This is a genomic window from Brevibacterium sp. VCM10, from assembly GCF_000583215.1.
GTDB classification, from domain to species: Bacteria; Actinomycetota; Actinomycetes; order Actinomycetales; family Brevibacteriaceae; genus Brevibacterium; species Brevibacterium linens.
Genome location: NZ_JAJB01000041.1, coordinates 17,553 through 43,929, shown reverse-complemented (window position 1 = coordinate 43,929; position 26,377 = coordinate 17,553). Strand labels below are relative to the sequence as shown.

The window sequence follows — 26,377 nt, the reverse complement described above, 5'->3', positions numbered from 1 at the left end:
CTGTTTTCGGCTACACATCCGGCGCCGCAGGGACGAAGATGGATACAGCACCCCAAACCCCGTGGGGGCCACGCAGAAACTGCCCCGAGAGAAAGTCGATCATTGACCGAGACCATCCGCAACGCCCGTGCCGCAGCTCTGCCCGCCAAACTCTCCCGGTCCTGGCTGCTCGTCAACGCTGCGAAGGAGGAGATCTTCACTCCCGCGCAGACGTCGGAAGCGGACTCCGTCATCTTCGACCTCGAAGCGTCCGTCGCCGACGACAAGAAGCTTGCGGCACGTGACAATGTCGTGCGCGCACTGAAGAACGGAATGTCGGCCTGGGTGCGCATCAACAAGATGGAATCCGAATTCTGGGACGATGACCTCGCCGCGATCGCCATGCTGCCCGGTCTGCGCGGAGTCATGCTCCCGGAGACCGAACGGCCCGAGCAGGTCTCCTATACCGCGATGCGGGCGAAGGCGGGCCTGCCGGTCATCGCACTCCTCGAATCGGCCCGTGGAGTGGAGAACGCCACGAAGATCGCCGAGGCGCCCGGCACCTTCCGTCTGGCGTTCGGCACGAACGACTTCCGCAAGGACACGGGTTTCTCCGGCGACCCGATGGCCCTGGCCTATGCCCGTTCGCGCCTGACGATCGCCTCCCGCATGGGCGGCCTGCCCGGACCCATCGACGGGCCATCGGCCGCCGATGCCGATGATGAGAAGGTCTGGGCCGATGCCGAGGTCACTCACATGATGGGCATGACCGGAAAGCTCGTGCTCACAGTCGACCAGGTCAACACCCTCAACGAGGCGATGAGCCCGAGCGAGGACGAACGCGATTGGGCCCGCCAGATGCTCGAAGCCGCCGAAGGCGGATCCGAGATCACCGACGGCTCCTACCTGCCCCGCCTGGCCCGTGCGAAGAAGATCGCGTCCCTGGCTGACACCTACGGCCTCTGGAACGCTTGAGCCGACAGCCGTCCTGGCTGCTGTGGGCAACACTGCCCGCCGTCCTGTTCGTCATCGCCTTCGGACTGTGGCTGCACCTCGAACGCATCGGACCCACCCCGATCGATCAGGCCTGGCTGGAGCTCGTCGGCCTCACTGAGGGCTCGGTGCCGTACTGGATCGCCGTCGTCCTCGCCGAGGTCGGCGGCGGCACCGGCGTGGTCATCTGCACCACGCTGCTCACGGGCTTCTTCATCCTGCGCAGACGCCTGCGCCCGGCGATCGTCCTCGTCACGACGATGCTGGCCGGCATCGCCGCCTCGGAGATCCTCAAGGCCATCGTCACCCGCCTGCGCCCCGGCGATCAGCTTTACGAATCCCTGGGCTTCTCCTATCCCTCGGGACATTCGATGGGCGCTGCCGCACTGGCCATGAGCCTGGCGATCATCGCCTGCCGCCGCCATCAGCTGCGCGGATCAATCGCCCAGACAGCAGAAGCTCGGGCACCAGAAGCTCGGGCACCGAGGATGGGCTTCTGCTGGTCATTCCTCCTCGCCGCAGTCTGGATCCTCGCCATGATGTGGTCGCGGACCGCGCTCCAGGTCCACTGGCTCACCGACACGATCGCCGGCGCCTTCATCGGCATCGCCGTCGCCGTTCTCGTCGACGAGTTCTGGACCCTGACAGCACAGAGGACCCGTTCACCCCGCTTCGCTCTCTGGCTTGCGGGGTGAACGGGTCCTGCTGTGTGAGGGTCTCAGTCCTCCTGGAGTGAGACGCCGGTGAAGGCCGAGGCGTTCACGGCACCGGCCACAGCCTTGACGACCTCGTCCGAGACGACCGAATCCACGGCCAGGACGGACAGCGCCTCGTTGCTCGTCGAAGCGGGCGAGACCTGCATTCCGGCGATGTTGACGTTGTTCGCGCCGAGCGCCAGACCCAGCTGACCGATGATTCCCGGACGATCCTCGTAGCGGAAGATGAGCAGGTTGTCCGTCAGCTCGATCTCGAGCGAGTAGCCGTCGACCTCGGTGAGCTTCTGCACGAGCTTCGGACCGGTCACGGTGCCCGACACCGAGATGCGCTGCCCGGTGCTCGTCGTCGCGGTCAGACGGGTGATGTTGCGGAACGATTCGCAGTACGGATCCGTGACGAGCTCGACGCCGATTCCGCGCTCTTCGGCCAGCAGCGGAGCGTTGACATAGGAGACCTGGTCGGACACGACGTCCTTGAACAGGCCCTTGAGCGCGGAGAGCTTGAGGACGGAGACGTCCTTGTCGGCGATCTCGCCGTTGACCTCGACCTTGAAGTGCGTGACCGAGGAGTCGGCCAGCGCGTTGACGACCCGGCCCAGACGCTCGGCCAGGGGAATGCCCGGACGCACATCCTCGTGGATGGCACCGCCTGCGACATTGACAGCATCGGGGACGAGTTCCCCGGCCAGGGCCTTGCGCACGGACTTCGCCACGGCGACGCCGGCCTTCTCCTGGGCCTCATGAGTCGAGGCGCCCAGATGCGGGGTGACGTTGACGGCGTCGAGATCCATGAGCGCCGAGTGCTCCGGCGGCTCGACGTTCCAGACGTCGATTCCGGCGCCGCCGACCTCACCGTTGGCCACGGCCTCGGCCAGGGCCGCCTCGTCGATGATGCCGCCGCGGGCGACGTTGATGAACCGGGCGCCGGACTTGGCGGTCTTGAGCTCCTCGGTGCTGATCATGCCGACCGTCTCCGGCGTCTTGGGCATGTGCACGGTGACGAAGTCGGATACGGCCAGCAGACCGGGCAGGTCGAGGACCTCGACGCCCATCTGAGCCGCACGAGCCTGAGTGATGTAGGGGTCGTAGCCGACCAGACGCATGCCGAAGGCCTTCGCGCGCTCGGCGACGAGTCCGCCGATGCGGCCGAGGCCGACGATGCCCAGAGTCTTCTCGTAGAGTTCGACGCCGGTGTACTTCTTCCGGTTCCACTCCCCCGCCTTCAGCGAGGTGTTGCCGGCGCCGAAGTACCGCGCGGATCCCAGAATGTGGGCCATCGTCAGCTCGGCTGCGGAGATGATGTTCGACGTGGGAGCGTTGACGACCATGACACCCGCCGAGGTGGCTGCGGGCACATCGACATTGTCGAGTCCGACTCCGGCACGGGCGATGACCTTGAGGTTGTTCGCAGCGTTGATGGCTTCGGCGTCGACCTGCGTGGCCGACCGGACGAGGATCGCATCGGCGTCGGCGATGGCGGGCAGGAGCTGGGACCGGTCGGCGCCCTCGGTGTGACGGATCTCGAAGTCTCCTCCGAGAGCTTCGATGGTGGCCGGTGACAGTTCTTCGGCGATGAGCACGACGGGCTTGGGCACTGATTTCCTCCTGTTGCGTCCGGGACGCGTCCACCTTATGAGACTTTCAGGAATCCTTCACAAAGTCTCAGATTCTGGGAACAATCGCTCAACAGACAGTGCTGCACGCTCGGAATCCGTAGCGCGCTCAGAACCCGTTCGGCGAATACGGCGCCCGGCCCAGGCTGAACATGGCGCTGGCCAGCACAGCGGACCCCGGCGTCTGCTCGTCGATGCGTCCCGCCCGGGCGAGGATGACGGGATCGGCGCCGCCGAGGTAGAGGGACCCGAGCTCGGCGATGCCGAGCCCCAGGTCAGCCGGTGTCGAATCGGAGGCGGGGGTCACCTCGGCGTTCTCACCGTCCGAGGTGATCGTGAAGCGCCCACCGGCGAGGTCGAGCGAATCGTCGATGTCGATCGTCAGTGTCCCGGGCACATACCAGGGCCGGGCCTCGAGCGCGGCCTTGACGTCGAGGATGCGGATCCAGATGTTGTCCTCGCTCGCGACGGTCTTCACACGCCTGGAATCGGTGAGCAGCCACGGCAGCGGGGAGTATTCGGCGGACTCGCCGAAGGTCACTCGGGTCGACAGATCGATGGCGGCGAGGAACGACCACAGCGAGGCGTAGGCCGCATCGGTGGCGGCCACGAAGTCGATGATGTCGACGGTCGGCGGGGTCTTCGACCAGCCGGCGAACTTGTAGGAGACATAGCCGTCGGGCTCGCCCTGCTCGTCGAAGTGCAGGGCCGCACGGACGCCTCGATCCTCTTCGCCGGTCTCCGTGTTGAGTGCACCCGTGGCGCGTTCGATGTAGGTCTGCTGACGCTCCATGGCACCGGGTGAGGTCCGCATGAACTCGCCGTAGATCTTCGGAGCCAGTTCACGCAGCTCGCTCGGCAGGCACATCTCGACGCGGCGATCGGGTTCGCGCACCATCTTGAAGCCGGGCGAGGTGTCGACCTCGATCGAACGCAGCCAGGTCGCCACACCGAAGCCGAAGCGCGAGTAGATTCCGCCTTCGGTCGCGGTCAGTGCGGCGAACGGGTAGCCGTTCGCCTTCGCCTCGGCGAGGTCCGTGGTCATCAGCGACCGCAGCAGACCGCGCCGGCGATGGGTCGGACGCACCGTGATCCAGGTGATGAGGTGACCGGGCACCAGCCGTCCCCCGCCGACGTTGACGAGCTTCTCGAACCACGCGAAGGTCGCCACCGGGATCGAGGCGTCGAGGCCGTGCCCGAACTCCTGATCGGCGTAGACGGCGGTGAGATTGCGCCCATCGGCGATCGCCCGCTCGACCCGGTTGAGCAGGGCCGCATCGGTCGACCGCGGGTCATGGAAGCCCACGCTCGTCGAGGCGAAATAGCCCTTCGTGCGCTCATCCGGTTCGCCGGTGGACGCGTCGATGGTCGGCTTGAAGTCTTCGAATCTGTAATTCGTCACACATCCACAGTAGTCCACATGGTCCGCCGTCGGGAGATTCTCCTGATCGATGTCGGGCGACCCCCGAGTTCCGCAACCGCTGATGGAATCGGCCGGCACGGCACCATGGGATCGCCGAGGTGAATGCGAAAGAGCCCCAGACACCGAGCGGCGTCCGGGGCTCCTGTGTACAGGACCGAGTGATCAGCCTCAGCGAGCGGCAGTGCCCTCGGTGTAGTCGTCGTCGGAGTCCTTGAGCCATGCGAACATCTTGCGCAGCTCGCGGCCGGTGGACTCGATCGGGTGCTGCTCTTCCTTGGCGCGCAGCTCCTTGAACTCCGGTGCGCCGTTCTTCTGGTCGTTCATGAAGCGCTCGGCGAACTTTCCGTTCTGGATGTCATCGAGGACGCCCTTCATGTTCTCCTTCACCTCGGGGGTGATGACCCGCGGGCCGGAGACGTAGTCGCCGTACTCGGCGGTGTCGGAGCAGGACCAACGCTGCTTGGCGATGCCGCCTTCGACCATGAGGTCGACGATGAGTTTGAGCTCGTGGAGGACCTCGAAGTAGGCGATCTCGGGCTGGTAGCCGGCCTCGGTCAGGGTCTCGAAACCGTACTGGACGAGGTGCGAGACACCGCCGCAGAGCACGGTCTGCTCACCGAACAGGTCGGTCTCGGTCTCCTCGGTGAAGGTGGTCTTGATGCCGCCGGCGCGCAGGCCGCCGATGCCCTTGGCGTAGGACAGGACGGTGTCCCAAGCCTTGCCGGAGGCGTCGACCTCGACGGCGACGAGCACGGGCACACCGCGGCCGTCGACGAACTCACGACGGACCACGTGGCCCGGTCCCTTCGGGGCGACCATGATGACGTCGACGCCCTCGGGAGCCTTGATGTAGTCGTAGCGGATGTTGAAGCCGTGGATGAACACGAGGGTCTTGCCGGGAGCCAGCTGATCCTTGATCTCGTTGTTGAAGATCTCGGCCTGAACCTGGTCGGGTGCGGCGATGGTGATGACATCGGCCCATGCGGCCACCTCGGCGGGGGTTCCGACCTCGAGGCCTTCGGCCGCGGCCTTGTCGCGGCTGGGCGAGCCTTCCTTGAGACCGATGCGGACTTCAGCGCCGGAGTCGCGCAGGCTCAGCGAGTGGGCGTGGCCCTGGCTGCCGTAGCCGATGACGGCGACCTTCTTGCCCTGGATGATCGACAGGTCTGCATTGTCGTCGTAATAGCGTTCTGCTGCCATAGTTCTAGCTCCTTATGCTTACGGGGTGATGTCCCCATTGTTTCACAGTTCGGTATTGCTGCTCACGTTTTGAGATGTCGAGGGTTCCACAAGTTGGAACGCGAAAATCTTCGCCGAGGCGGCCGCGCGATCGGTCGTGACCGCGCGGTTCCGTATTCTTCGTCAGCTGCGCAGTGTTCGTCAGCTGCGCAGGGCACGGTCGGTGATCGACTTCGCTCCGCGGCCGATGGCCACGGTTCCCGACTGCACGATCTCCTTGATCCCGAAGGGCTCGAGGACCTCGCGCAGCGCTTCGACCTTGCCGAGCTCACCGGTGGCTTCGATGCTCACGGAATCAGGTCCGACGTCGACGATCTTCGCTCGGAACATCTCCACCGCCGAGGCGACCTGCGGCCGCGTCGCCGCATTCGCCTTGACCTTGTAGATGATGTGCGCGCGACGCACCGAGGACTCGGGTTCGAGCTCGACGATCTTGATGACGTTGACGAGCTTGTTCAGCTGCTTCGTCACCTGCTCCAGGGGAACATCGTTGACGTCGACGACCACGGTGATCCGCGAGAGCTCTTCGTGCTCGGTGACGCCGACGGCGAGGCTGTGGATGTTGAAGCCGCGGCGGGCGATGAGCCCGGTGAACCGGGTGAGCACGCCGGGCTTGTTCTCGACGAGGACAGAGAGTGTGTGTCGGCTGTTGTTCATTCCAGGCCTCCTTCGATCTGAGCCACGGAACGCACCGTGCCGTCTTCGTTCGCTGCGGCCTCGGCGATGGCGGCCTCGGCTTCCTCTTCGCCCTCTCCGTCGAACTCGGGACGGATGCCGCGGGCGTATTCGATCTCGTCGTTCGACACGCCTGCCGCGACCATCGGCCACACCATCGCATCCGGTGGGACCGTGAAGTCGAGGACGACCGGTCGGTCGTTGATCGACAGCGCCTTCTCGATCGCGGCGTCGACGTCCTCGTTGCGATCCACGCGAATCGCCTCACAGCCGTAGGCTTCGGCCAGTTTGGCGAAGTCGGGGATCCGGATCGTCTCGTGGCCGGTATTGAGGTCGGTGTTCGAGTAGCGGCCGTCGTAGAACAGGGTCTGCCACTGGCGGACCATGCCCAGCGACGAGTTGTTGATGATCGCGACCTTGATCGGGATGTTGTTGAGCGCGCAGGTGGCCAGTTCCTGATTCGTCATCTGGAAGCAGCCGTCTCCGTCGATCGCCCACACCACACGGTCGGGCTGGCCGACCTTCGCACCCATGGCCGCGGGCACGGAGTAGCCCATGGTGCCGAGTCCGCCGGAGTTGAGCCAGGACTTGGGGCGCTCGAATTCGATGAACTGAGCAGCCCACATCTGGTGCTGTCCCACTCCCGCCGCATAGACCGCCTCGGGGCCGGTGAGCGCGGAGATGCGGGAGATCACGTACTGCGGATCGCACAGTTCGCCGTGTGTCTCGTAACCGAGCGGATAGGTCTGCTTGAGACGGTTGAGGAAGCGCCACCACGGTTCGCGCTGACGCTCCAGGGCCTTGGGGAACTTGCTGCGCATCTCTGCGAGCATCTCGGAGAGCACCTCGCGGGCATCGCCGACGATGGCCACATCGACCTCGCGGTTCTTGCCGATCTCGGCCGGGTCGATATCGGCGTGGATGACCTGGGCGTTCGGGGCGAACGAGTCGAGCTTGCCGGTCACGCGGTCGTCGAAGCGGGCACCGATCGCGATGAGCAGATCGGCCTTCTGGAAGGCAGTGACCGCCGGTACGCTGCCGTGCATTCCGGGCATGCCCAGGTGCAGCTGATGCGAGTCGGGGAAGGCTCCGCGCGCCATGAGCGTGGTGACCACGGGGATGTTCGTGGCCTCGGCCAGGCGCAGCAGCTCCTTCTCGGCCTCCGAGCGGATGACGCCGCCGCCGATGTAGAACACGGGGCGCTGGGCCTCGGACATCAGGCGCGCGGCCTCGCGGATCTGCTTGGCGTGCGGCTTGAGGATCGGGCGGTAGCCCGCCAGCACCGGCTCCTCGGACCAGACGAACGGAGCCGTGCCGGTCTGCGCATCCTTGGTGATGTCGACGAGCACGGGTCCGGGACGGCCGGTGGTCGCGATGTGGTAGGCGTTGACGAGCACTCCGGGGATGTCCTCGGCGCGGGTGACGAGGAAGCTGTGCTTGGTCACCGGCATCGTCATGCCGACGATATCGGCCTCCTGGAAGGCGTCGGTGCCGAGCAGCGACGAGGCCTGCTGTCCGGTGATCGCGAGCATCGGAACGGAGTCCATATTCGCATCGGCCAGCGCCGTGATGAGGTTCGTCGCGCCGGGACCCGAGGTGGCGATGCACACGCCGAGCTTGCCCGATGCCGCCGCATAGCCTTCGGCCGCATGGCCAGCACCCTGCTCATGGCGGACGAGGATGTGCCGGATCTTCTCCGTCTCGAACAGCGGGTCATAGGTGGGAAGGATGGTGCCGCCGGGAAGCCCGAATACCGTGTCGACCTCGAGCTTCTCGAGGCTGCGGACGATCGCCTGCGCGCCGGTCAGGACCTCCGGGCCGGTGTTGCGGCGAATGCTGGACGGTGTGGCTGTGACCGGCGTGGACGCGGCTTGAGTGCCCGTGTCCTTCGCGGTCGAGGGCTTGGCTGCCATCGATTCCTATCCTTCCTGGGTTTCCTTCTCATCCCCGCATGAAAAAAGCCCCTCCGGATTCGGTAGGGGCGCGCGGAACGTGTCGTCTCGACAGGCTACGGAAGATCCGCGCGCTGGTGAATAACGACGACAAGAAGGTGAGTCATGCCTCAATAGTTCCCCGCAGCACTCGAGGGTGTCAAACCTCGTCATCGTTCGTCCCAACATCCGAGACCTAAAATGGTTGACATGCGAGACTCGCCGAGGCGGCGCTGCGTCGACACCTCCCCACCGGTCGTCTGCCGGCCGGCGACATTCAGCGCACCCGGTGACATTCAGCGCACAGAGAAACGGGAAGTCCGTTTGCCGGAATCGTGGAATCGGTCACAGTCTGCGACTAGGCTGGATTCTCGTGCGCCCCCTCCTCCGTTTCTGGCCTGATCTCCGCTCCCGCATCGGCGTGTACGTCCTCGTGCTCGTGCTCACTCTCCTGGCCAACGGAATCCAGCTCATCGTCCCGGTGATCACCGGCCACATCGTCGACGGACCCATCGCCCACCGAGATCTGTCCGCCCTGTGGCTGCCGGTCCTCGGGGTGCTGCTCATCGGCATCGCCGAGGCGGTCGGCATGTGGGCCCGGCGCATGGTCGTCGCTCCCGTAGTCTCGGCCTGGGAGGTGACGTGGCGTTCGCGTCTGTTCGACCGTCTGCAGTACACCTCGGTGGCGATCCATGATTCCTGGGAGTCCGGCCAGCTGCTCTCACGCGCGGTCAATGATCTGTCCCAGCTGCGACGCTTCTTCGCATTCGGGCTGCCCTTCCTCCTGTCCACACCGATCGTGCTCGCCGTCGGCACGGTGATGCTCGTGATCATGCAGCCGGTGTTCGGCCTGATCATGATCCTCATGGCGGTGCCGGCGATCATCGCGGTCGCCGTCTTCGAGAAGCACTATCGGGAGACCTCCCGTCGGTCGCAGGACACCATGGGCGAACTGACCACCGACGTCGAGGAGTCCATCCAGGGCATCCGCATCCTCAAGTCCTTCGGCCGCTCCCCCTGGGCCGCCGAGCGCTTCTCCGAGATCTCGACCCGGCTGAAGTCCCTGGAGGTCCGCAAAGCGAAGCTCGACTCCTGGCTGTGGAGCGTGCTCCTGCTGCTGCCGACCCTGGCTCAGGCCGCGATCGTCGCCATCGGCACGTGGGGCGTCATCGAAGGCTGGACGACGATCGGCACGGTCGTGGCGGCGGTGACGATCTCGATGGTGCTGCGAATGCCCATCGAAATGCTCGGCTTCCTGCTCGCCGATGCGCTCATGGCGCTGACCGCCGCCGGTCGGTATTGGGAGGTCATCGACATCCGCCACGACATCACAGACACCGACGGCGGGGTCGACGATGCCCCCGAAGTCGGCCGCTACCGCGGGAGGCTGCGCTTCGACGATGTCGATTTCCATTTCGCCGATACGGAGCGGCTGACCCTGCGGAGCCTCGATCTCACCATCGAACCCGGTCAGACCCTCGCCCTCGTCGGGGCGACAGGCTCGGGCAAGACGACTCTGGCATCGCTGGTGCCCCGGCTCCAGGATGTCTCCGCCGGCACGGTGAGCATCGACGAGGTCGACATCCGGGACATGCCGGTCAACGAGCTGCGCCACCTCGTGTCCGTGTCCTTCGAGGATCCGATCCTGTTCTCGACCTCGGTCGCCGAGAACGTCGAGATGGGCGCCCCGGGGGCGAGCGAGGAGGAGATCTGGGAGGCCCTCGAGATCGCGGCGGCGAAGGATTTCGTCTCCCGCCTGCCCGAGGGGCTGGATACGCAGGTCGGCGAACAGGGTCTGTCGCTGTCCGGCGGTCAGCGACAGCGCCTCGCCCTGGCTCGCGCTGTCATCGGCCGTCCGCGCATCCTCGTCCTCGACGACCCGCTCTCGGCCGTCGACGTCGACACCGAGGATCGGGTGCAGCGGGCCCTGCGGGAGATCCTGCCGGATTCGACGACTCTCATCATCGCCCACCGCCCCTCCACTGCGGCGCTGGCCGATGTGGTGGCCGTGCTCGACGAGGGCCGGATCGCGGGGCTGGGCACCCACGAACAGCTGCTCGAGTCCTCGAAGCTCTACCGCGAACTCATGGGGGCGAGCGCGAACACCGAGGCGCACACGCATCCGGGGGCTGCCGCCTCGGCGACGGAAGGAGGGACACCATGAGTATGCCCCGACTCGATCGCGACGACGAGACCGAGTCGCTGCCGCCGGACATTGCCAAGAAGGCCCGCGCCCTGCTGATGTCGCTGGTCAGGCCGCATTCGACGATGATCATCTTCCTCGCCGTCATCGTCGTCCTCACCGCGGCCCTCATGGTCATCGGGCCGGTATTCATCGCCGATGCCCTCGATCAGGGCGTGCCCGCCGCCATCGACGGAGACATGGGTCCGCTCATCCGGGCGGTCACGTTCTTCGTGGTCTCCGCGGTCGCCTCGGCGATTCTGGCGTTCACCTCGACCAGGCTCGTCGGGATCACAGCACAGAAGATCCTCTTCACTCTGCGCGAGCGGATGTTCACTCATGTGCAGCGTCTTGACCTGGGCTATCACGAGAAGTCGACCTCGGGTCGGCTCGTGTCCCGACAGACCTCGGACATGGAATCGGTACAGCAGTTCCTGTCGTACTCTCTGTTCGAAACGGCGCTGGCGGTGCTGCAGATGCTGTTCATCGCCGTCACGCTCGTCGTCCTCGATGTGCCCTTGGCGATCGTCGTCTTCGCCGGTTTCGTGCCGCTGTTCTTCATCACGAAGGCCGCACATTCGACTCAGCGCAGCGCCTACCGGCGGACGCGGACGTCGATCGCGAAGGTCATCGTCCACTTCGTCGAGACGATGGGCGGCATCCGCGCCGTGCAGGCGTACCGCCGTCAGCCCGAGCGGCGAGGGACGCTGAGCGATCAGGATGCACGGTATCGGGATGCGAACACCGATGCCCTGCGCGGGGTGGCCTGGTTCGCCGGATGGACGCGGCTGATCGGCAACATCACCCAGACGGTCATCATCGTCGTCGGTGCGTGGCTCGTCATCGAAGGGTGGACGCAGATCGGCGTGCTCGCCGCGTTCATCCTCTACCTGCGCCGTTTCTACGGCCCGCTCGACGAACTCGTCCAGGCGTTCAATCTCTACCAGTCCGCCTCGGCGGCGTTGGAGAAGATCGCCGCCGTCCTCGACACCGACCCCGAGGTGGTCGAACCGACCCAGCCGCAGGCTCTGCCTGCGCAGGCGAACGGTGGCGCACCGCCTGCGGACAATGACGCCGCACCCACACGACCCGCCAACGGCCGCTCCCTCGATCTCGACGGCGTCCGCTTCGCCTACGCCGACGGACCCGATGTCCTCCCCCTCTTCGATCTGCACATCCCCGCGGGGCAGATCGTCGCGCTCGTCGGCGCCACCGGCGCGGGCAAGTCGACCCTGGTCAAGCTCGTCACCCGGTTCTATGACCCCAGCGTCGGTCGGATCACCCTCGACGAGGTGGATCTGCGTGACCTCGATGACGGACAGCTGCGGTCGTCGGTCGTCATGGTCACCCAGGAGTCGTTCCTCTTCGCCGGCACGATCGCCGACAACATCCGCATCGGCAATCCTGGTGCCAGCGACGAGGCAGTCGTGGCAGCCGCGACCGCCGTGGGCTTGGATGCGTACATCCGCCGACTGCCCGAGGGATATGCCACGGATGTGAAGAAGCGCGGCGGCCGGTTGAGTTCGGGACAGCGTCAGCTCGTGTCCTTTGCCCGGGTGTTCCTCGCCGATCCGGATGTCGTCGTCCTCGATGAGGCGACCGCTCACCTCGACATTCCGTCCGAGCGGCTGGTGCAGAACGCTCTGGCCACGGTGCTCGAGGGCAGGACCGCGATCATCATCGCCCACCGCCTGTCCACTGTCGAGATCGCCGATCGCGTGCTCGTCATGGAATCCGGTCGGATCATCGAGGACGGCACGCCGGACGAACTCATCTCCGGGACGGGCAAGTTCGCCCAATTGCACCAGGCCTGGCGCGACTCCCTCGTGTGAGGTCACTCGCTGATCAGCGGCACGAACCGATACCACCCGTGACGAGTGATCGTCAGCTCGTCGGCACCGGGCCCGTCACGGATGATTCGGAGCATCTCCCCTGCGACGGGAATGACCATGGTGGCGCCGAGGGCCAGCTGATCGACGAGCTCGTCGGGCAGTGACTCTGTCCCGGCGGAGACGAGAATCCGGTCGAACGGGGCCTCGGCCGGGAGACCGAGGGCACCCGGAACGGCTGCGTGGATGGCCACCTCAACGAGGGTCTCCTGGTCTGGGGCATCAGCGGTGACGGCGTCGATGGCCGCCCGCGAGGTTTCGACGAGCTCGGGATGGCGTTCGACCCCGATCACCCGCCCGGCCGGACCGACGAGGACGGCGAGCAGCATCGACGTCCACCCCGAGCCTGATCCGAGGTCGAGGACGGTGTGGCCCGGCTGCGGATCGAGGAGTCGGAGCATGTCCGCGACGGTGCTCGGCTGCGAATTCGTCTGTCCGTGCCCGATCGGCAGGGGCACATTGTCGGAGGCGTTCTGTCGTTCCGCCACCGGCAGGAACGGATCGCGCGGAACCCGGGCGAACGCCTCGGCGATTCGATCGTGCGTCGCATTCGATGTCATTGCTCCTCCGATCGACGGCGGTCTTCGGTACCTCCCATTGTGCCGATCCGCGCTGAGGGCACAATGGCGCCACCGAGTATCGTTGTGCCGTGACTCATTCCGATCTCGCCCGCGCCCAGAGCCTCATCACCTCGATTCCCGACTATCCCGAACCGGGAGTGGTCTTCCGCGACATCTCTCCGCTGCTCGCCGATGGCCCGGCGATGCGGGCCGTCACCGAGGCGCTCATCGAACCGTTCGCCGGGCAGTTCGATATCGTCGGCGGGCTCGAGGCCCGCGGCTTCCTCTTCGCCGGTGCCATCTCCGCGATGACGGGAGTCGGAATCCTGCCGATCCGCAAGGCCGGGAAGCTCCCCCGCCCGGCTGCCGCCGTGTCGTACACCCTCGAATACGGCACCGCCACGATCGAAGGCCCCGATGTCCTGACGAAGGGTGAGCGCGTCCTCCTCATCGATGACATCCTCGCCACCGGCGGGACGCTCACCGCTGCTCAGTCCCTGGTCGCCGATCTCGGCGCCGAAGTCATCGGATCAGCCGTCGTCCTTGAGCTCACTGCGCTCGGCGGGCGCGAACGTACGGGTGAGGTGCACACGCTCTTCGTAGAGTGACGCCTGCGCCTCAGAGATGGACGGTGTCGATGCCCACACCGAGACCGACGAGCGCCTGCGCGAAGACGTGGCTGCCACAGTCAGCAGGCCGCCCTTGGCCACAATCAGCAGCAATTCGCCGTGACTGACCTTGAACTGCAGACAAGGCCCAGATCGCCGCCGCGGAGTCCACCGGTAAGAGGCCACAGGACGAGGGGCGAAGCTGAAGGCAGGTCAGCCGCTGTCTGTCAGGACCGCCACTGACGATCACTGGCACGTGTCGTACAGTGCTCGCAGTTGATCCTCAAGAGTCTGCGCGGAAGAGGTGGACTGCGAGTCTGGCTCCTCACCATAGTCGCATCCGCCCACATTGACCCATCCTGGATTCCACTGACTGTTCGGGCCCGTGGTGAGATTCCAGTGGAAATCCCAGGGCTGAGGGTTGACGGTATCGATGCGTTCGATCTTCTCTCTCAGCTGACCGACCGCTGCCGGCCCGTCATGGACTTCAACGCGGTAGCTCGACACCTGGTCGTCTTCGATCCTGATCTCATCGGTCTGGCCGAGAATCGGACTGATTGCCGTCTCCAGACGATTCTGCGCCTGTTCCGAGTACGGGAAGGCCACCATCCACTCAGCCTGGGACGGAGCTCTGGTCCTCAGCTGGAAGTCCTCGGAGCCGAGCTCTGTCCGTACCGCACTGATTGTCCGGAAGGGGTCAGCCTGCGCAGCTCTCAGTTCCAGTGAGTCTTCGAAGGTACTCTGCTCGGACTGTTGATCCCACTCGATTCGGTCGGCGGACAGTTCTGACGCGAGCGCAAGAAGATGCGGTGTTCGATCCGCCATGATGTCGCTGCTCGTGTAGTCTCGCATCTCGATGACCTGGTGCGAAATCACGAGCGTGAGCTCTTGGTCATAGCGATCGAATTCGCTGCCGGTCTCCTGATCGAACGTGGCGGCGACCTCGACAGCCTGATTGTGAGTCGCATCGGTGGACATTGTGACAGTGTGTGCCAGCAACCGACCCGAATCGAAGCCGTTCTGGTAAACAGTTCTGACATCTTCGACCCCCGCCTTCGTCGACAGCACCGCGCCGATGTCATGTGCGCGGCCGCTGAGGTCCGGCCCGAAACACCCGGACAGCCCGACCGCCGCAACAATGACGGCAGCGACAGACGCGATCCGGCGGCGAAGATGTGTTCTTCGTTCCCCCATGCCTCGAACCTATCGGTCTCACACTCGCTTCCACGGTCACACCGTGTGCCAGTCTCGACACTGATCGCTCGTGGCGGCATCGAAAAATGAAGAAACTGAGAGAAATAGGGAATGATCGCCAACGACACTGTCGTTATAGAGTCGCTCGGGGATCACCTTCAGATCCCCGACTCCGCGGAGACATCCCACAAGGACGTTCCGCAGATCATTCCAGCCCCGTGACGAAAGGCGGACACCTTGACGGTTCCCACACTCACTCTCAACGACGGCAAGACGATCCCGCAGCTGGGCTTCGGCGTCTTCAAGGTCGACCCCGACGAGACCGAACGCATCGTCACCGACGCCCTCGAAGTCGGCTACCGCCACATCGACACCGCCGCCGTCTACGGCAACGAGGAAGGCGTGGGCCGGGCCATCGCGAAGTCCGGAATCGCCCGTGACGAACTCTTCATTACGACCAAGCTGTGGAACGACCGCCACGGCGCGGAAGAATCCAAGCGGGCCCTCGGAGAATCCCTGGAGAAGCTCGGCCTCGACCACGTCGACCTCTACCTCATCCATTGGCCGACCCCGGCGAACAAGAACTCCGTCGAGACCTGGGAGGCCTTCCCCGGCTACCGGGATCAGGGTCTGACCACTTCGATCGGAGTCTCGAACTTCGACCACCGCTTCCTGCCGGAGATCCTCGACACGGGCATCATCCCGGCCGTCGACCAGATCGAGGTCCACCCGCAGTTCCAGCAGGTCGAGACCCGTCCGCTGCTGGCCGAACACGACATCAAGATCGAAGCCTGGGGTCCGCTGGGCCAGGGCAAGGTCGACTACGCGAACACCGTCATCGGTGAGATCGCCGCCGCCCATGAGAAGTCCTGGGCCCAGGCGATCATCCGCTGGCACCTGCAGAAGGGCCACGTCGTCTTTCCGAAGTCGAACAACCGCGACCGCATGGAACAGAACTTCGACGTCTTCGACTTCGAACTCACCGACGCCGAGGTGGCAGCCATCGACGCGCTCGAAAACGGCGGCCGCGTCTCGGCCGATCCCGCCGAGGTGAACTGACCCAGTCGAGTTGAGCAATGCGAAAGCCGCCGGAGAGTTCTGACTCTCCGGCGGCTTCGTCGTTCTCAGGGCGCTGCCCACACGGCGGCGGTCACGCTGTCGGCCGGCCGTCGACGCCGAGGACGACGGCGTCGATGAGCACCGGTCCGTCGGCCCGCAGCGCCTCACGGTAGGCGGTCTCGAACTCTTCCCGCGTCGTGGTCCGGCGGGCCGGGACTCCGTACCCCTGCGCCAGGGAGACGAAATCGATCGTGCCCAAGGTCAGGCCCGGGGTGCCCGGAACTCCCATGCGCTCGGCGAAGCCGGAGAGCGCACCGTAGCCGGAGTTGTTGACGATGACGAAGATCGTCTTCGTGCCCAACTGAGCCGCCGTGTACAGGGCTGTGAGTCCGTAGTTCGCGGAGCCGTCACCGACGGTGGCGACGATGGTCTTCTCCGGGTCGCCGATGGCCAGCCCCACGGCGACCGGCAACCCGAAGCCCAGTCCGCCCGAGGCCGGGAAGTGATACATGCCTGGCCGGTCGATGACGATCCGCTCGAGGTAGTCGAGGTCGAGGGTGGTCGTCTCATTGACGTAGACGACGCTGTCGTCGACGTGATCGTTGAGCACGGCGAGCACCTCGGTGCCGGACATTCCCAACTCTGACCGCGGTGGGGCGGTGACGACTCGAGACCCACGGTCGCCTCGGCGAGGTCCTCGGTCCGTCGTCGCTGCCGCGAGGTCGGCGAGCGCGGTTGCGGTATCCGCGACGACGGCGCGCCCGAACGGTGCGCGTGTCGCCTCCCGCGGGTCCTGGGTGATCTGGATGACCTCGGTGCCCGGCTCCAGATAGTTCGCCGGCTCCCAGCGGTGATAACGGAAGGTGGCGGCTCCGATGACGAGCACGACGTCGTGGCCGGCAAGCCGGTCACGCACTGACTTGATACCTGGGACGAGGACGCCTTCGAAGTTCGGATGCGTCGTCGGGAACGGGCAGCGAGTCGGTGAGGGTGCAACGAAGACCGAGGCGTTCAGACGCTCGGCCAGAACCATGGCATCCTCATAGACCGTCGGATCAGCGACGGCGGCGGCATCGACCTGCGGCCCGAGGACGAGGGCAGGGTTCTGTGCCCCGTCGAGGACGTCCGTGAGCTCGCGAAGCAGCGAGGTCGACATCGTCCCCGCCGTCGCCACCGACCGCTGCGCCAACAGTGCGTCGTCGGGAAGCGCCGACTGGTCCCAGTCGTCGAGTGGGACGGACACATAGACGGGACCGCTGGGCTGGGTGGCCGCCTCGAGGACCGCCTGCGACAGGGTGCGGGGCACGTCGAGGGCCGACAGCGGCTCGTGCGAGTACTTCACCAGCGGGGCGGGCAGCGTCGAGGCATCGACGCTGGCGAGCATCGTCTCCTGTCCGACGGTGCGGCGCACCTGCTGACCGGCGAGGACGACCAGCGGAACGTGCCCGTAGTGGGCGTTCGTCAAGGCGCCCATACCGTTGCCCGACCCCGAGGCGGCGTGCAGATTCACCAGCGCCGGGGCTCCCGTGGCGCGTGCGTATCCTTCGGCCATGCCGACGACGGCCTGTTCATGCAGACCGAGGACGAATCGGAAGTCGTCGCCAAGACCGGCGAGGAACGGCAGCTCGTTCGAACCCGGATTTCCGAAGATCGTCGTCATCCCGTGGGCACGGAAGACCTCCAGACTCGCGTCGAGGACTGTCTTCTCTCCGTCTGCCATGTCACTGCTGCTTTCGTTCGTGTCGGGTGTGCTCAGTTCGGGGAGGCGTCGGTGCGGTCTCGCACCGACGCCTCCCAGTGCATGTGGTCAGAAGGGCACGGGGCCCATCGACGAGCGGACGCCGATCCAATGCAGCGTGGTGAAGTCCTCGATCGCCTGCTCGCCGTTGAAGCGGCCGATGCCCGAGTTCTTCTCACCGCCGAACATGACATGCGGCTCGTCGTTGACCGTCGAGTCGTTCACGTGCGTCATTCCCGCCCGCACACCGCGCGCGAAGCGCACACCGCGCTCGACGTCGCGAGTGAAGACGGCGGACGACAGCCCGAATTCAGTGTCATTGGCGATGCGCAGAGCGTGTGCCTCGTCGTCGGCCTTGATGATTCCGACGGCGGGACCGAAGATTTCATTGCGGGCGATGTCCATGTCCATGGTCACATCGGCGAACACGTGCGGGCCGATGAGTCGTCCGTCGATCTGGCCGCCGACGACCTCCCGTGCACCTTGGTCCTTGGCCGACTGAATGAGTTTGGTGACCTCTTCGGCCTGGGAATCGTTGATGATCGGGCCGACGAGGATACTCTCATCGGTGGTGTTGCCGGCGTTGAGGTGTGCCGCCCGCGCGGCGAAGCGCTCGACGAAGTCGTCGTAGATCGACGCGTCGACGACGATGCGGTTGACCGCCATGCAGATCTGGCCCTGATTGAGGAACTTGCCCATGAGGGCGCCGTCGACGGCACCGTCGATGTCTGCGTCATCGAGGACGACGAACGGAGCGTTGCCGCCGAGTTCGAGCGCCACGTGTTTGAGATGCCCCTGAGCCGCGAGTGCTCCGACGCGCTGACCGACCGGGGTCGACCCGGTGAAGGAGATCATCGAGGGAACCGGGTGTTCGACCAAGTAATCGCCGATGATGGCGCCCGAGCCGGGGACGACTGACAGCAGTCCGGCGGGCAGCCCGGCCTCTTCGAACACCTCGGCCAGGATGAGCCCACCCGAGATCGGGGTGTCGGAGGCCGGTTTTACGACGACTGCGTTGCCGAGTGCCAGAGCCGGGGAGACTGTGCGGATGGACAGATGCAGCGGGAAGTTCCACGGCGAGATCACCCCGATGACTCCGCGCGCCTGGCGGTAGACGCGGTTCTCCTTGCCGGGGAACGACGAGGGGTGGAGGGTGCCGTGAGCCCGCGTTGGGAACGTCGCGGCTTCGCGGGTGATGCCGATGGCCGAGGAGATCTCGATGTCGGCCTTGAGCGCCGAGGCTCCCGCTTCGATGCGCAGCAGAGCGGCGATCTCGTCTCGGCGCCGTTCGAGGACGTCGGCGGCGCGGGAGATCACGGCAGCGCGTTCGGAGGCCGGGAGGGCTTCCCACTCGACCTGAGCCTCCGCGGCCGCCTCATACGCTTCGTCGAGGTCGGCGGCGTCGGCACCGTTGAAGCTGCTCAGCTCCTGTCCGTCGAAGGCCGCAGTCACTCGGACCGGGCGGTCGGAGGATCCGTCGCGCCAGCGACCGCCGATGAAGGTTCCGCCCTGAAGGCGTTCGATGACCTCGGCGGCCGATGCTGAGGTGTCGGGTGCGGACGTTGTGGTATCTGTGGACATGGCGAACTCTCTGAAGCAGGTGTCGAAGACGACCAGTCCGTGGCGGGCTGGCCTCCGAGGCAGACGTGATGCAGCGGATGCTTCGAGACTATGCCGCCCTCCGGAATTCGGCCAATAGAATCTCCACATCCGTGTATAGACTGTGTTTATAATCCTGCATGGCCAGTATAGATCTGACACTTCTGCGGACGTTCAACGCGATCTTCGAGACACGGAATCTCACGAGAGCGGCCCACGAGCTCTGCGTCACCCAGCCATCGGTGAGCTACGCCCTCTCTCGGCTGAGGAAGCAGCTGGGCGATCGACTGTTCGTGCGCACTGCCAGCGGCGTCGAACCCACGGTGCGCGCCGAGGAGCTCTATATGGTCTTTGCCCGAGCGGTGTCCGAGATCGACGCAGCCGTCGATGACGATTTCGATCCAGCAACGACAGAAAAGGCATTCCGGCTCTGCCTCTCCGACCTCGGCGAGCTCACCTTCCTCCCCGCCATCAGCGCACGCATGGCGTCCGAGGCCCCGCACGCCGCGCTGGAGATCGTGCCGATGCACATCAACGACGTCCGCGAATGGATGCGCCGTGGTCAGGTGGATGCCGCAGTCGCCAGCATCGATCTGCCCGGCCTGGAGAAGCGAGAGCTGATCGCCGGCGACCGGTATGTCTGCGCGATGCCCGGCGGCGCCGGAGGAACGGGTGAAGAAATGAGCCTGGAGGAGTTCACGAACGCACGACACGTCGTCGTCGACCAGGCCGCCGGACACGACCAAGTCGAAGCGGCCATCTCCGCGCATGGCATCGACCGCCGGATCGTCCTGAGGGTTCCCCATTTCTCCGTGCTTCCCCAAGTTCTTCCGCTGGGCAACCTCGTCGCCATCATTCCGATGCATGTGGCACAGACCTTCGCCGCGGACTGGGATTTCGATATTCGGGAACTGCCTGTCTCCGTCCCGTCGTTCGACGTCTCTCTGTACTCACAGCCCGCGGACCTGCTGCTGCCGGCGACCCAATGGTTCATGGACCTCGTCGCCGAGACGGCGGCGACTGGAGCGGCATAACCGGTCCCACCCCACATCATTGATGCCTTCTATATCCATTAGCAAGAGAATCTAGTGGCCCTATGTGGTCATGGCTTCTAGAGTCAGTTGTCACGACCAGTGCACTGTCCTGCAAACGCAGCACCTGGTCAATGGTCGGTCTGCCGGATCAATGAGGAGCCCCTATGTCCACCACCCATGCACCACTCACAACCGAGGCGTCGACGAAGAGCCAGCAACGCAAGGTCGCCGCCGGCACGCTCATCGGCACCACCATCGAGTGGTACGACTTCTTCATCTACGCCCAAGCCGCCGGACTGATCTTCGCGGATCTGTACTTCAAACCGCTGGGCGCCGAGAGTTCGGCGCTGGCCCAGATCGTCTCGTGGGCGTCTTTGGGAATCAGCTTCCTCTTCCGCCCCCTCGGCGCCGCAGTCGCCGGACACCTCGGCGATCGCCTCGGCCGTAAGACGATGCTGGTGCTGTCGCTCATCCTCATGGGCGGGGCCACCGCTCTCATCGGACTGCTGCCGACCTATGCGACGTGGGGCGTCTGGGCTCCTTTGCTGCTCGTCTTCCTCCGCGTGCTCCAGGGGTTCTCCGCTGGAGGCGAATGGGGCGGAGCAGCGCTCATGGCCGTCGAACACGCCCCGGCTCAACGTCGCGGATTCTTCGGCGCCTACCCCCAGATCGGCACTCCCCTGGGCATGGTTCTCGCAACCGCAGTCATGTTCGTCACCACCACAGTGCTCAGCCACGAGGCGTTCCTGGCATGGGGGTGGCGCATTCCCTTCCTCCTGTCGGTCGTACTCGTCGCAGTCGGCTTCTTCATCCGCCGTTCGGTCGAGGAAAGCCCGATGTTCCGCAGAATGCAGGAGAGGAAGAACGATTCTCATGCACCGATGACAGTGCTCCTGCGCCATCATCTGTGGCAGGTCATTCGAGCATCCCTGATCTTCGTCGCGAACAACGCCGCCGGCTACCTTCTCATCGCCTTCTTCGTTTCCTACGGCACGAAGCATCTGGGCATGGAACAAGCACCGCTCCTGCTCATCAGCACCGTCGCCGCAGTCTTCTGGCTGGCCTTCACGATGACCGGCGGCATCGTTTCCGACCGCATCGGTCGTGTCCGCACCTACCAGATCGGCTACGCCGTGCTCCTTCTCTGGTCGGTGCCGATGTGCCTGCTCATCGAGACCCGCAGCCTGCTGTGGTTCGCTGTGGCGCTGATTTTGCTCAGCCTCGCTCTCGGCCTGTCGTTCGGCCCGCAGGCAGCGCTCTTCGCGGAGATGTTCCCCACGAGCATCCGCTACTCGGGAGTCTCTCTCGGATACGCGATCGGTGCGGTCGTCGGCGGCGCCTTCGCTCCGATGATCGCCGAGATGCTCGTGGCCGAAACCGGCAGCTCCGTCGCCATTGGCGCCTACATCACGGCACTGTGTCTGACTTCGCTCATCGTCGTCTCCACCGTCAGGGAGCCTCGCGGCATCGACCTCGACAAGGCAGGCGCCTGAAACGGCCCACCACCTCAACCGGTTATGAAAGGAAAAGTGATGACCACACACGCAACCGCCGACGCAGAGACCTCGACCTGGCCGAGGACGGTCGCCGTCATCGGAGCCGCCGGCCTCATCGGTGCCGGCGTAGTGGAAGGGCTGGCGCTCTCCGACGCCGCGGACACCATCGGCCTCACCGATCTCCGTGAGAATGTCCTGCAGGCACACGCCATTGATATCTCCGAGGCGCAGATCCTCGCGGGCACCGACCGAGCCCGGCTGGCGGTCGGAGAGGAGACCGCGCCCGACGAGGTCGATCTCGTCATCGTGGCGGCCTCTGCCCCAGAGACCCCCGACGGGGACCGGAGAGACTTTCTCCGTGACAATCTCCAGCTGCTGCGCAAGATCACCCCGAGCATTGAACGGCTGGCGGGCGCGGAGGGCATCGTCATGCTCCTGTCGAACCCCGTCGACATCCTCTGCGAGGCATTGCGGCGGACCTCCTCGGTGACGCCTGACCGGATCGTCGGGTACAGCGTCAACGACAGCATTCGGCTCCGAGCCGCCATCGGAAGGGTCTTGGGCGTGTCGGGGGCGCGCGTCGGAGGGCTAGTCCTCGGGGAGCACGGTGATGGTCAGGTGCCCCTGTGGGACAACATCACGGTCGACGGCGCCCCGTACGAGCTCGATGCCGAGCAGCGTCGCCTGGTTCAGGAGGACATCCTCGGCTGGTTCGCTCGTTGGTCGGCGCTCAAGCCTGGGCGCAGCAGCGGGTGGACGACGCCACGCGGAGTCGTCGCCGATATCGGCAGCATGTCGGCGGGGACGCCTCACCCTGCGTGCGTCTGGACCGGAGGCATCGAATCGGTCGCCGACAGCTTCATCACCCTGCCGACGGTGATGGAGCACGGTCGGATCAGACCCGCCGATGATGCCCTTGCCGTCTCGAGCGAGGTCCGCCAGGGGCTGCAGAAGGCAGCCGAGTCGGTCGCCGTCACGGCAGCGGATGCTCTGGCTGATCTCCCGACTGGGTGAGCATCGCGAACCAGGGATCCTTCGGGTTCGCCTGGCCACGACTCAGCCGAGCACGCGGATCGGCTCTCCTGAGATCCAGGCGGCGATGTCCTCGACGGCTTGAGTGAAGAAGATCCGATACGTGTCCTCCGTGACGTATCCCAGGTGCGGGGTGAGCACGGTCCGCGGGGTGCTGCGCAGACGGTGATCGACCGGCAGCGGCTCCTCGTCGTGGACGTCGAGTCCGGCGCCCCGGATCCCACCTGCTTCCAACACGGTGATGAGCGCGTCGGTGTCGATCAGCCCCGCACGTGAGGTGTTGACGAGGATGCTGCCCGGCTTCATCGCCTTGAGCTCGGCAGCGCCGACGAGTCCTCGGCTGCGGTCGCTGAGCTTGTAGTGGATCGTCACCACGTCGGCGGTGGAGAACAGTTCGTCCTTGCTCACGGAGCGCACGCCCAGGCCGTCGGCCCGTTCGGCATCGAGGTTCTGGCTCCACGCCACGACGTCCATGCCGAAGGCAGCGCCGACCCGCGCGACCTTCGTTCCCAGGCGTCCCAGACCGACCACGCCGAGGCGGTGCCCGTCGAGGTCTCCCCCCGACGCTCGACTGCCAGCCGCCGCCTCGGACGGCGGCATCCTCGGCCGGGATGCTGCGCAGGACGGAGAGGATGAGTCCCCAGGTCAGCTCCGGTGTCGCCGAGGTGGTCGACTCGGTCCCGCAGACCACGATCCCCAGCGCACGCGCCGCCTGCACGTCGATGGAGGCGTTGACCCGCCCCGTGGTCACGAGCAGACGCAGATCCGGCAGACGTTGCAGCCGACCGGCGGTGAAGGCGGTTCGCTCCCGCATCGCCACGACCACCTCGGCACCGGAGAGGACCTGCACCAGGTCATCGTCGTCGACGATGGGCCGATCAATGAACTCGACCTCGGCGTCGAGACCGCTCCAGTCCGCGAATGTGGCTGCCACCTCTTGAAAATCATCGAGAACGACGATGCGCATGGTGTTCCTCTCCTGAACTCGTGTGACCTACATCCTAGAGCCGATAGGCTGGGCTGGTGAGTGCACCGATCATCCTGAGACAACGCAGCGGCCCTATCATCACGGTCATCGTGTGGGCGTTCCTCGCCTTCCTCCTCGGTGACGCTCTCCTGCGCGGAGCGTGGGAGACAGTCGGGCGCTTCGGGCCCGGCCTTGTGCTCATCGGATGGGTCGCATTCGCCGTGCTCTGGCGGCCGGCGCTCGTTGTCGGAACTGACGAAGTCGAGGTCAGAGAGATCCTGCGCACGACATCGGTGCCCTACACCCGAATCCGTGATGTCCGACTGGGGTCTGTCGTGACGATCGAATCAGCTTCGGCAGACGGGGCCACGCGCACGATTCGACCGTGGAACGCCCCCGGACTGCCGCGGAGGAAGATCGATTCCGGGCTGACCGGCGGAACTCGACCGGAGTCTCCGGACAATCATCCGGCATTCGAGCTGCTGCGCCGCTGGGAGCAGACCCTCGCGGATGCTCCTGGAACGGGCGTGCGAAACGGCCCGTCCGCCGATGCCGAGGACGTGCGCACTCGGTGGAGCCTCGGCGTCATCGGGGTGACTCTGGTGCTCGTGCTGCTGGTGGCGATCGGATTCGTCTGATCCCACTCGGCTGTCAGCCGGGCACAGAAAAACCGACCCCGTGGGGAACGTGATCCCACGGGGCCGGCAGTCTCGGTTGGCTTCAATCGATCAGAGCATCACTTCGTGAAGCCGATGGTCGTCCAGTCCGGCGTTTCGAGCTGACGGGGACCGAGGTTGACGACGTCGTCCCTGACGCCCCACACATAAGGTGTCGGGTAGATCGGAATGAGCGGCTTGAGCTTGAGTACTGCGGCGTCTCCCTCATTGGCCAGCTTCTTCGCTTCGGCCGGGTCGAGAGTCTTCGTCGCTTCCTTGAACTTCTCACCGATGTCATCGCTGGAGATCTTCGAGAAGTTCTGCTCCGAGTCCGCGGGGTAGAACAGGTTCGATCCCGAGGAGATCGGGAAAGCCGTGCCCTCCCAGGTGAACGTGGCCATCTCGAAGTTGCCGTTGAGCACGTGGTCGGCGAAGTAGGCGGCCACCGGCACGGTCTCGATTTCGATCTTGAAGCCGATCTCGTTGAGGTCCTTCATCACCTGTTCGGCACGCTGAGCGTTCGAGGCGGTATCGGCCGGGACGACGATCTTGAAGGTGAGCTTCTCGCCGTCCTTCTCACGCACGCCTCCATCGCCTTCGGTCCAGCCGGCGTCGTCGAGGATCTTCTTCGCCTTCTCCTGATCGAAGTCGAGGCTGCCGTCGGTGTTGTCCTGGTAGCCTTCCTGGCCGGGCATGAAGGTGACGTTGTTGACCAGAGTCACGGGCGCTTCGACGGGACCGATGGCGGCCTGAGCGATGGCTTCGCGGTTGATCGCGTGTCCGATGGCGTCGCGGACCTCCTGCTCCTTGAGCGCCCCCTTCTCGGCATTCATCGTCAGATGCGTCCACTGCATTCCCTGCGACTTGTAGATCTCGCCGTCGTCACGTTTGCCGGCGGTCGTGTAGGAGTCGCCGTCGGTTCCCACGTCGACGAGGTCGAGCTCCTTGTTCGCGTAGGCCTGAGCCTGCTGCGCCTGGGACACGACCTTGAAGATCACCTTGTCGAGCTTCGGCTCCTGGCCCCACCATTCGTCGTTCCTGACCATGGTGATGACACCGGACTTGTTGTCGACCTTCTGCGCCTTGAATGGACCGTTCGAGGGCAGGACCTTCTTCACATAGTCCTTGTTGAACGCGTCGACATCCTCGGAGATCTCATCGGGCAGGAATGCGCCGATGTAGTTCGGCCAGTCGATGTTCGGCGTCTTGAACGTGACCTTGACGTCGTACTTGTCCTCGCCGGATTCGATCTTCTCGATGTCTTCGAAGCCCTTGGTCGAAGCGACCTCGTACTTCTTGTTCGAACCGTTCTGAGTCTTCCAGAAGGCCTTGTAGTCATCGACGTCGATCGGGGTGCCGTCTTCCCAGACGGCGTCCTTGTTGAGCTTGACGTCGATGACCAGCGGATCCTCGCTGGCGACCTCGACGCTCTCGGCGTAGTTCTTGTCGACTTCCCACGTGCCGTCGTCTTTGATCCTGACCGGTCCGCCCAATGACGTCCCGTAGAGGTTGTTGTTGTCCACGTGCGCGCCGTCGGCGTGGTAGTAGTTGAGGCTCGCGGGGATCTCGGTCATCGGGTAGGTCAGCGTTCCACCGTCTTTGACCTCGTCATAGGCGGCCTTCTGATAGTCGACGGTCGGAAGCCCGGAAATCTCCTTGTCGGCCTTATCGCTGTCGACGCCGCCGGAGTCATTGTTCGCCTGCTGGCAGCCGGACAGCGCCAGGCCCAGTGCAGCGGTCGCCGCGACGACCGCTGTCGACTTGTTCCTCATTCTCATGAGTTCCTCATTTCCT

General features: G+C 65.2%; 21 protein-coding genes and 1 pseudogene. 10 read left to right on the top strand and 12 right to left on the bottom strand.

Going from position 1 to position 26,377, the window contains the following annotated elements; genetic code table 11:
* The first annotated feature begins 102 nt into the window (after window positions 1–102).
* The gene (locus AD89_RS0112660) at window positions 103–954 is read left to right on the top strand and encodes an HpcH/HpaI aldolase/citrate lyase family protein (protein ID WP_025779420.1); all 852 of its coding nucleotides are present in this window, start codon (window positions 103–105) and stop codon (window positions 952–954) included.
* Window positions 951–1,667 carry a phosphatase PAP2 family protein gene (locus AD89_RS0112655; protein WP_025779418.1) on the top strand — a complete coding sequence of 239 codons (717 nt, stop codon included), beginning with the start codon at window positions 951–953 and terminating at the stop codon, window positions 1,665–1,667. Before AD89_RS0112660 ends, AD89_RS0112655 begins: the two co-directional genes overlap by 4 nt.
* Before the next feature lie 23 nt (window positions 1,668–1,690).
* Here the strand turns inward: AD89_RS0112655 and serA are convergent, their stop codons facing one another.
* The 5 genes from serA to AD89_RS0112630 form a co-directional block, all read right to left on the bottom strand.
* On the bottom strand, window positions 1,691–3,283 hold the full coding sequence (serA, locus tag AD89_RS0112650) for a phosphoglycerate dehydrogenase (protein ID WP_025779416.1): 1,593 nt from the start codon (window positions 3,281–3,283) through the stop codon (window positions 1,691–1,693).
* Between the two features lie 127 nt (window positions 3,284–3,410).
* On the bottom strand, window positions 3,411–4,703 hold the full coding sequence (locus AD89_RS0112645) for a GNAT family N-acetyltransferase (protein WP_025779415.1): 1,293 nt from the start codon (window positions 4,701–4,703) through the stop codon (window positions 3,411–3,413).
* Between the two features lie 189 nt (window positions 4,704–4,892).
* Complete coding sequence (gene ilvC, locus AD89_RS0112640; protein WP_025779414.1) at window positions 4,893–5,924, bottom strand: ketol-acid reductoisomerase; 1,032 nt, start codon at window positions 5,922–5,924, stop codon at window positions 4,893–4,895.
* A gap of 180 nt (window positions 5,925–6,104) precedes the next feature.
* Window positions 6,105–6,620: an acetolactate synthase small subunit gene (gene ilvN / locus AD89_RS0112635; protein WP_025779412.1), complete on the bottom strand. Its 516-nt coding sequence runs from the start codon at window positions 6,618–6,620 to the stop codon at window positions 6,105–6,107.
* Complete coding sequence (locus AD89_RS0112630; protein WP_025779410.1) at window positions 6,617–8,551, bottom strand: acetolactate synthase large subunit; 1,935 nt, start codon at window positions 8,549–8,551, stop codon at window positions 6,617–6,619. The genes ilvN and AD89_RS0112630 overlap by 4 nt, the downstream gene beginning before the upstream one ends.
* Before the next feature lie 391 nt (window positions 8,552–8,942).
* On the opposite strand from AD89_RS0112630, the gene AD89_RS0112625 reads away from it, so the two are divergent.
* The gene (locus AD89_RS0112625; protein ID WP_231488650.1) at window positions 8,943–10,733 is read left to right on the top strand and encodes an ABC transporter ATP-binding protein; all 1,791 of its coding nucleotides are present in this window, start codon (window positions 8,943–8,945) and stop codon (window positions 10,731–10,733) included.
* Window positions 10,730–12,583 (top strand): ABC transporter ATP-binding protein, encoded by a 1,854-nt coding sequence (locus AD89_RS0112620; protein ID WP_025779406.1) that lies wholly within the window; start codon window positions 10,730–10,732, stop codon window positions 12,581–12,583. Before AD89_RS0112625 ends, AD89_RS0112620 begins: the two co-directional genes overlap by 4 nt.
* A 2-nt stretch (window positions 12,584–12,585) precedes the next feature.
* On the opposite strand, the gene AD89_RS0112615 is transcribed toward AD89_RS0112620, so the two are convergent.
* Window positions 12,586–13,200: a protein-L-isoaspartate O-methyltransferase family protein gene (locus AD89_RS0112615; protein WP_025779404.1), complete on the bottom strand. Its 615-nt coding sequence runs from the start codon at window positions 13,198–13,200 to the stop codon at window positions 12,586–12,588.
* A gap of 89 nt (window positions 13,201–13,289) precedes the next feature.
* Between AD89_RS0112615 and AD89_RS0112610 the strand changes: the two genes are divergently transcribed.
* Window positions 13,290–13,808 carry an adenine phosphoribosyltransferase gene (locus AD89_RS0112610; RefSeq protein ID WP_025779402.1) on the top strand — a complete coding sequence of 173 codons (519 nt, stop codon included), beginning with the start codon at window positions 13,290–13,292 and terminating at the stop codon, window positions 13,806–13,808.
* 246 nt (window positions 13,809–14,054) lie between these two features.
* Here the strand turns inward: AD89_RS0112610 and AD89_RS0112600 are convergent, their stop codons facing one another.
* Window positions 14,055–14,876 (bottom strand): hypothetical protein, encoded by an 822-nt coding sequence (locus AD89_RS0112600; protein ID WP_155807440.1) that lies wholly within the window; start codon window positions 14,874–14,876, stop codon window positions 14,055–14,057.
* A gap of 363 nt (window positions 14,877–15,239) precedes the next feature.
* Between AD89_RS0112600 and AD89_RS0112590 the strand changes: the two genes are divergently transcribed.
* Window positions 15,240–16,061, top strand: coding sequence for an aldo/keto reductase (locus AD89_RS0112590; protein WP_025779398.1), 822 nt, complete (start codon window positions 15,240–15,242; stop codon window positions 16,059–16,061).
* Between the two features lie 91 nt (window positions 16,062–16,152).
* On the opposite strand, the gene mdlC is transcribed toward AD89_RS0112590, so the two are convergent.
* Both mdlC and AD89_RS0112580 read right to left on the bottom strand, forming a co-directional pair.
* Window positions 16,153–17,781: a benzoylformate decarboxylase gene (gene mdlC / locus AD89_RS0112585; RefSeq protein ID WP_025779396.1), complete on the bottom strand. Its 1,629-nt coding sequence runs from the start codon at window positions 17,779–17,781 to the stop codon at window positions 16,153–16,155.
* Window positions 17,782–17,868: 87 nt separating this feature from the next.
* On the bottom strand, window positions 17,869–19,380 hold the full coding sequence (locus AD89_RS0112580; protein ID WP_025779394.1) for an aldehyde dehydrogenase family protein: 1,512 nt from the start codon (window positions 19,378–19,380) through the stop codon (window positions 17,869–17,871).
* Window positions 19,381–19,538: 158 nt separating this feature from the next.
* On the opposite strand from AD89_RS0112580, the gene AD89_RS0112575 reads away from it, so the two are divergent.
* The 3 genes from AD89_RS0112575 (at window position 19,539) to AD89_RS0112565 (ending at window position 22,942) form a co-directional block, all read left to right on the top strand.
* Window positions 19,539–20,432, top strand: a complete 894-nt coding sequence (locus AD89_RS0112575) for a LysR family transcriptional regulator (RefSeq protein WP_025779391.1) — start codon at window positions 19,539–19,541, stop codon at window positions 20,430–20,432.
* Window positions 20,433–20,596: 164 nt separating this feature from the next.
* On the top strand, window positions 20,597–21,925 hold the full coding sequence (locus tag AD89_RS0112570) for an MFS transporter (RefSeq protein ID WP_025779390.1): 1,329 nt from the start codon (window positions 20,597–20,599) through the stop codon (window positions 21,923–21,925).
* A 39-nt stretch (window positions 21,926–21,964) separates the two neighbouring features.
* A complete protein-coding gene (locus AD89_RS0112565) occupies window positions 21,965–22,942 on the top strand; it encodes a lactate/malate family dehydrogenase (protein ID WP_025779389.1) in 978 nt (325 codons plus the stop codon).
* Window positions 22,943–22,984: 42 nt separating this feature from the next.
* On the opposite strand, the gene AD89_RS20570 is transcribed toward AD89_RS0112565, so the two are convergent.
* Together AD89_RS20570 and AD89_RS20565 are read right to left on the bottom strand one after the other, a co-directional pair.
* Window positions 22,985–23,560, bottom strand: coding sequence for an NAD(P)-dependent oxidoreductase (locus tag AD89_RS20570; RefSeq protein ID WP_331279726.1), 576 nt, complete (start codon window positions 23,558–23,560; stop codon window positions 22,985–22,987).
* A gap of 34 nt (window positions 23,561–23,594) precedes the next feature.
* Window positions 23,595–23,927: pseudogene (locus AD89_RS20565) on the bottom strand (D-2-hydroxyacid dehydrogenase family protein); the annotation flags it as partial.
* A gap of 56 nt (window positions 23,928–23,983) precedes the next feature.
* On the opposite strand from AD89_RS20565, the gene AD89_RS0112555 reads away from it, so the two are divergent.
* Window positions 23,984–24,565: a PH domain-containing protein gene (locus AD89_RS0112555; protein ID WP_025779387.1), complete on the top strand. Its 582-nt coding sequence runs from the start codon at window positions 23,984–23,986 to the stop codon at window positions 24,563–24,565.
* 98 nt (window positions 24,566–24,663) lie between these two features.
* Here the strand turns inward: AD89_RS0112555 and AD89_RS0112550 are convergent, their stop codons facing one another.
* Window positions 24,664–26,361, bottom strand: coding sequence for an ABC transporter family substrate-binding protein (locus tag AD89_RS0112550; protein ID WP_025779385.1), 1,698 nt, complete (start codon window positions 26,359–26,361; stop codon window positions 24,664–24,666).
* Window positions 26,362–26,377: the final 16 nt, after the last annotated feature.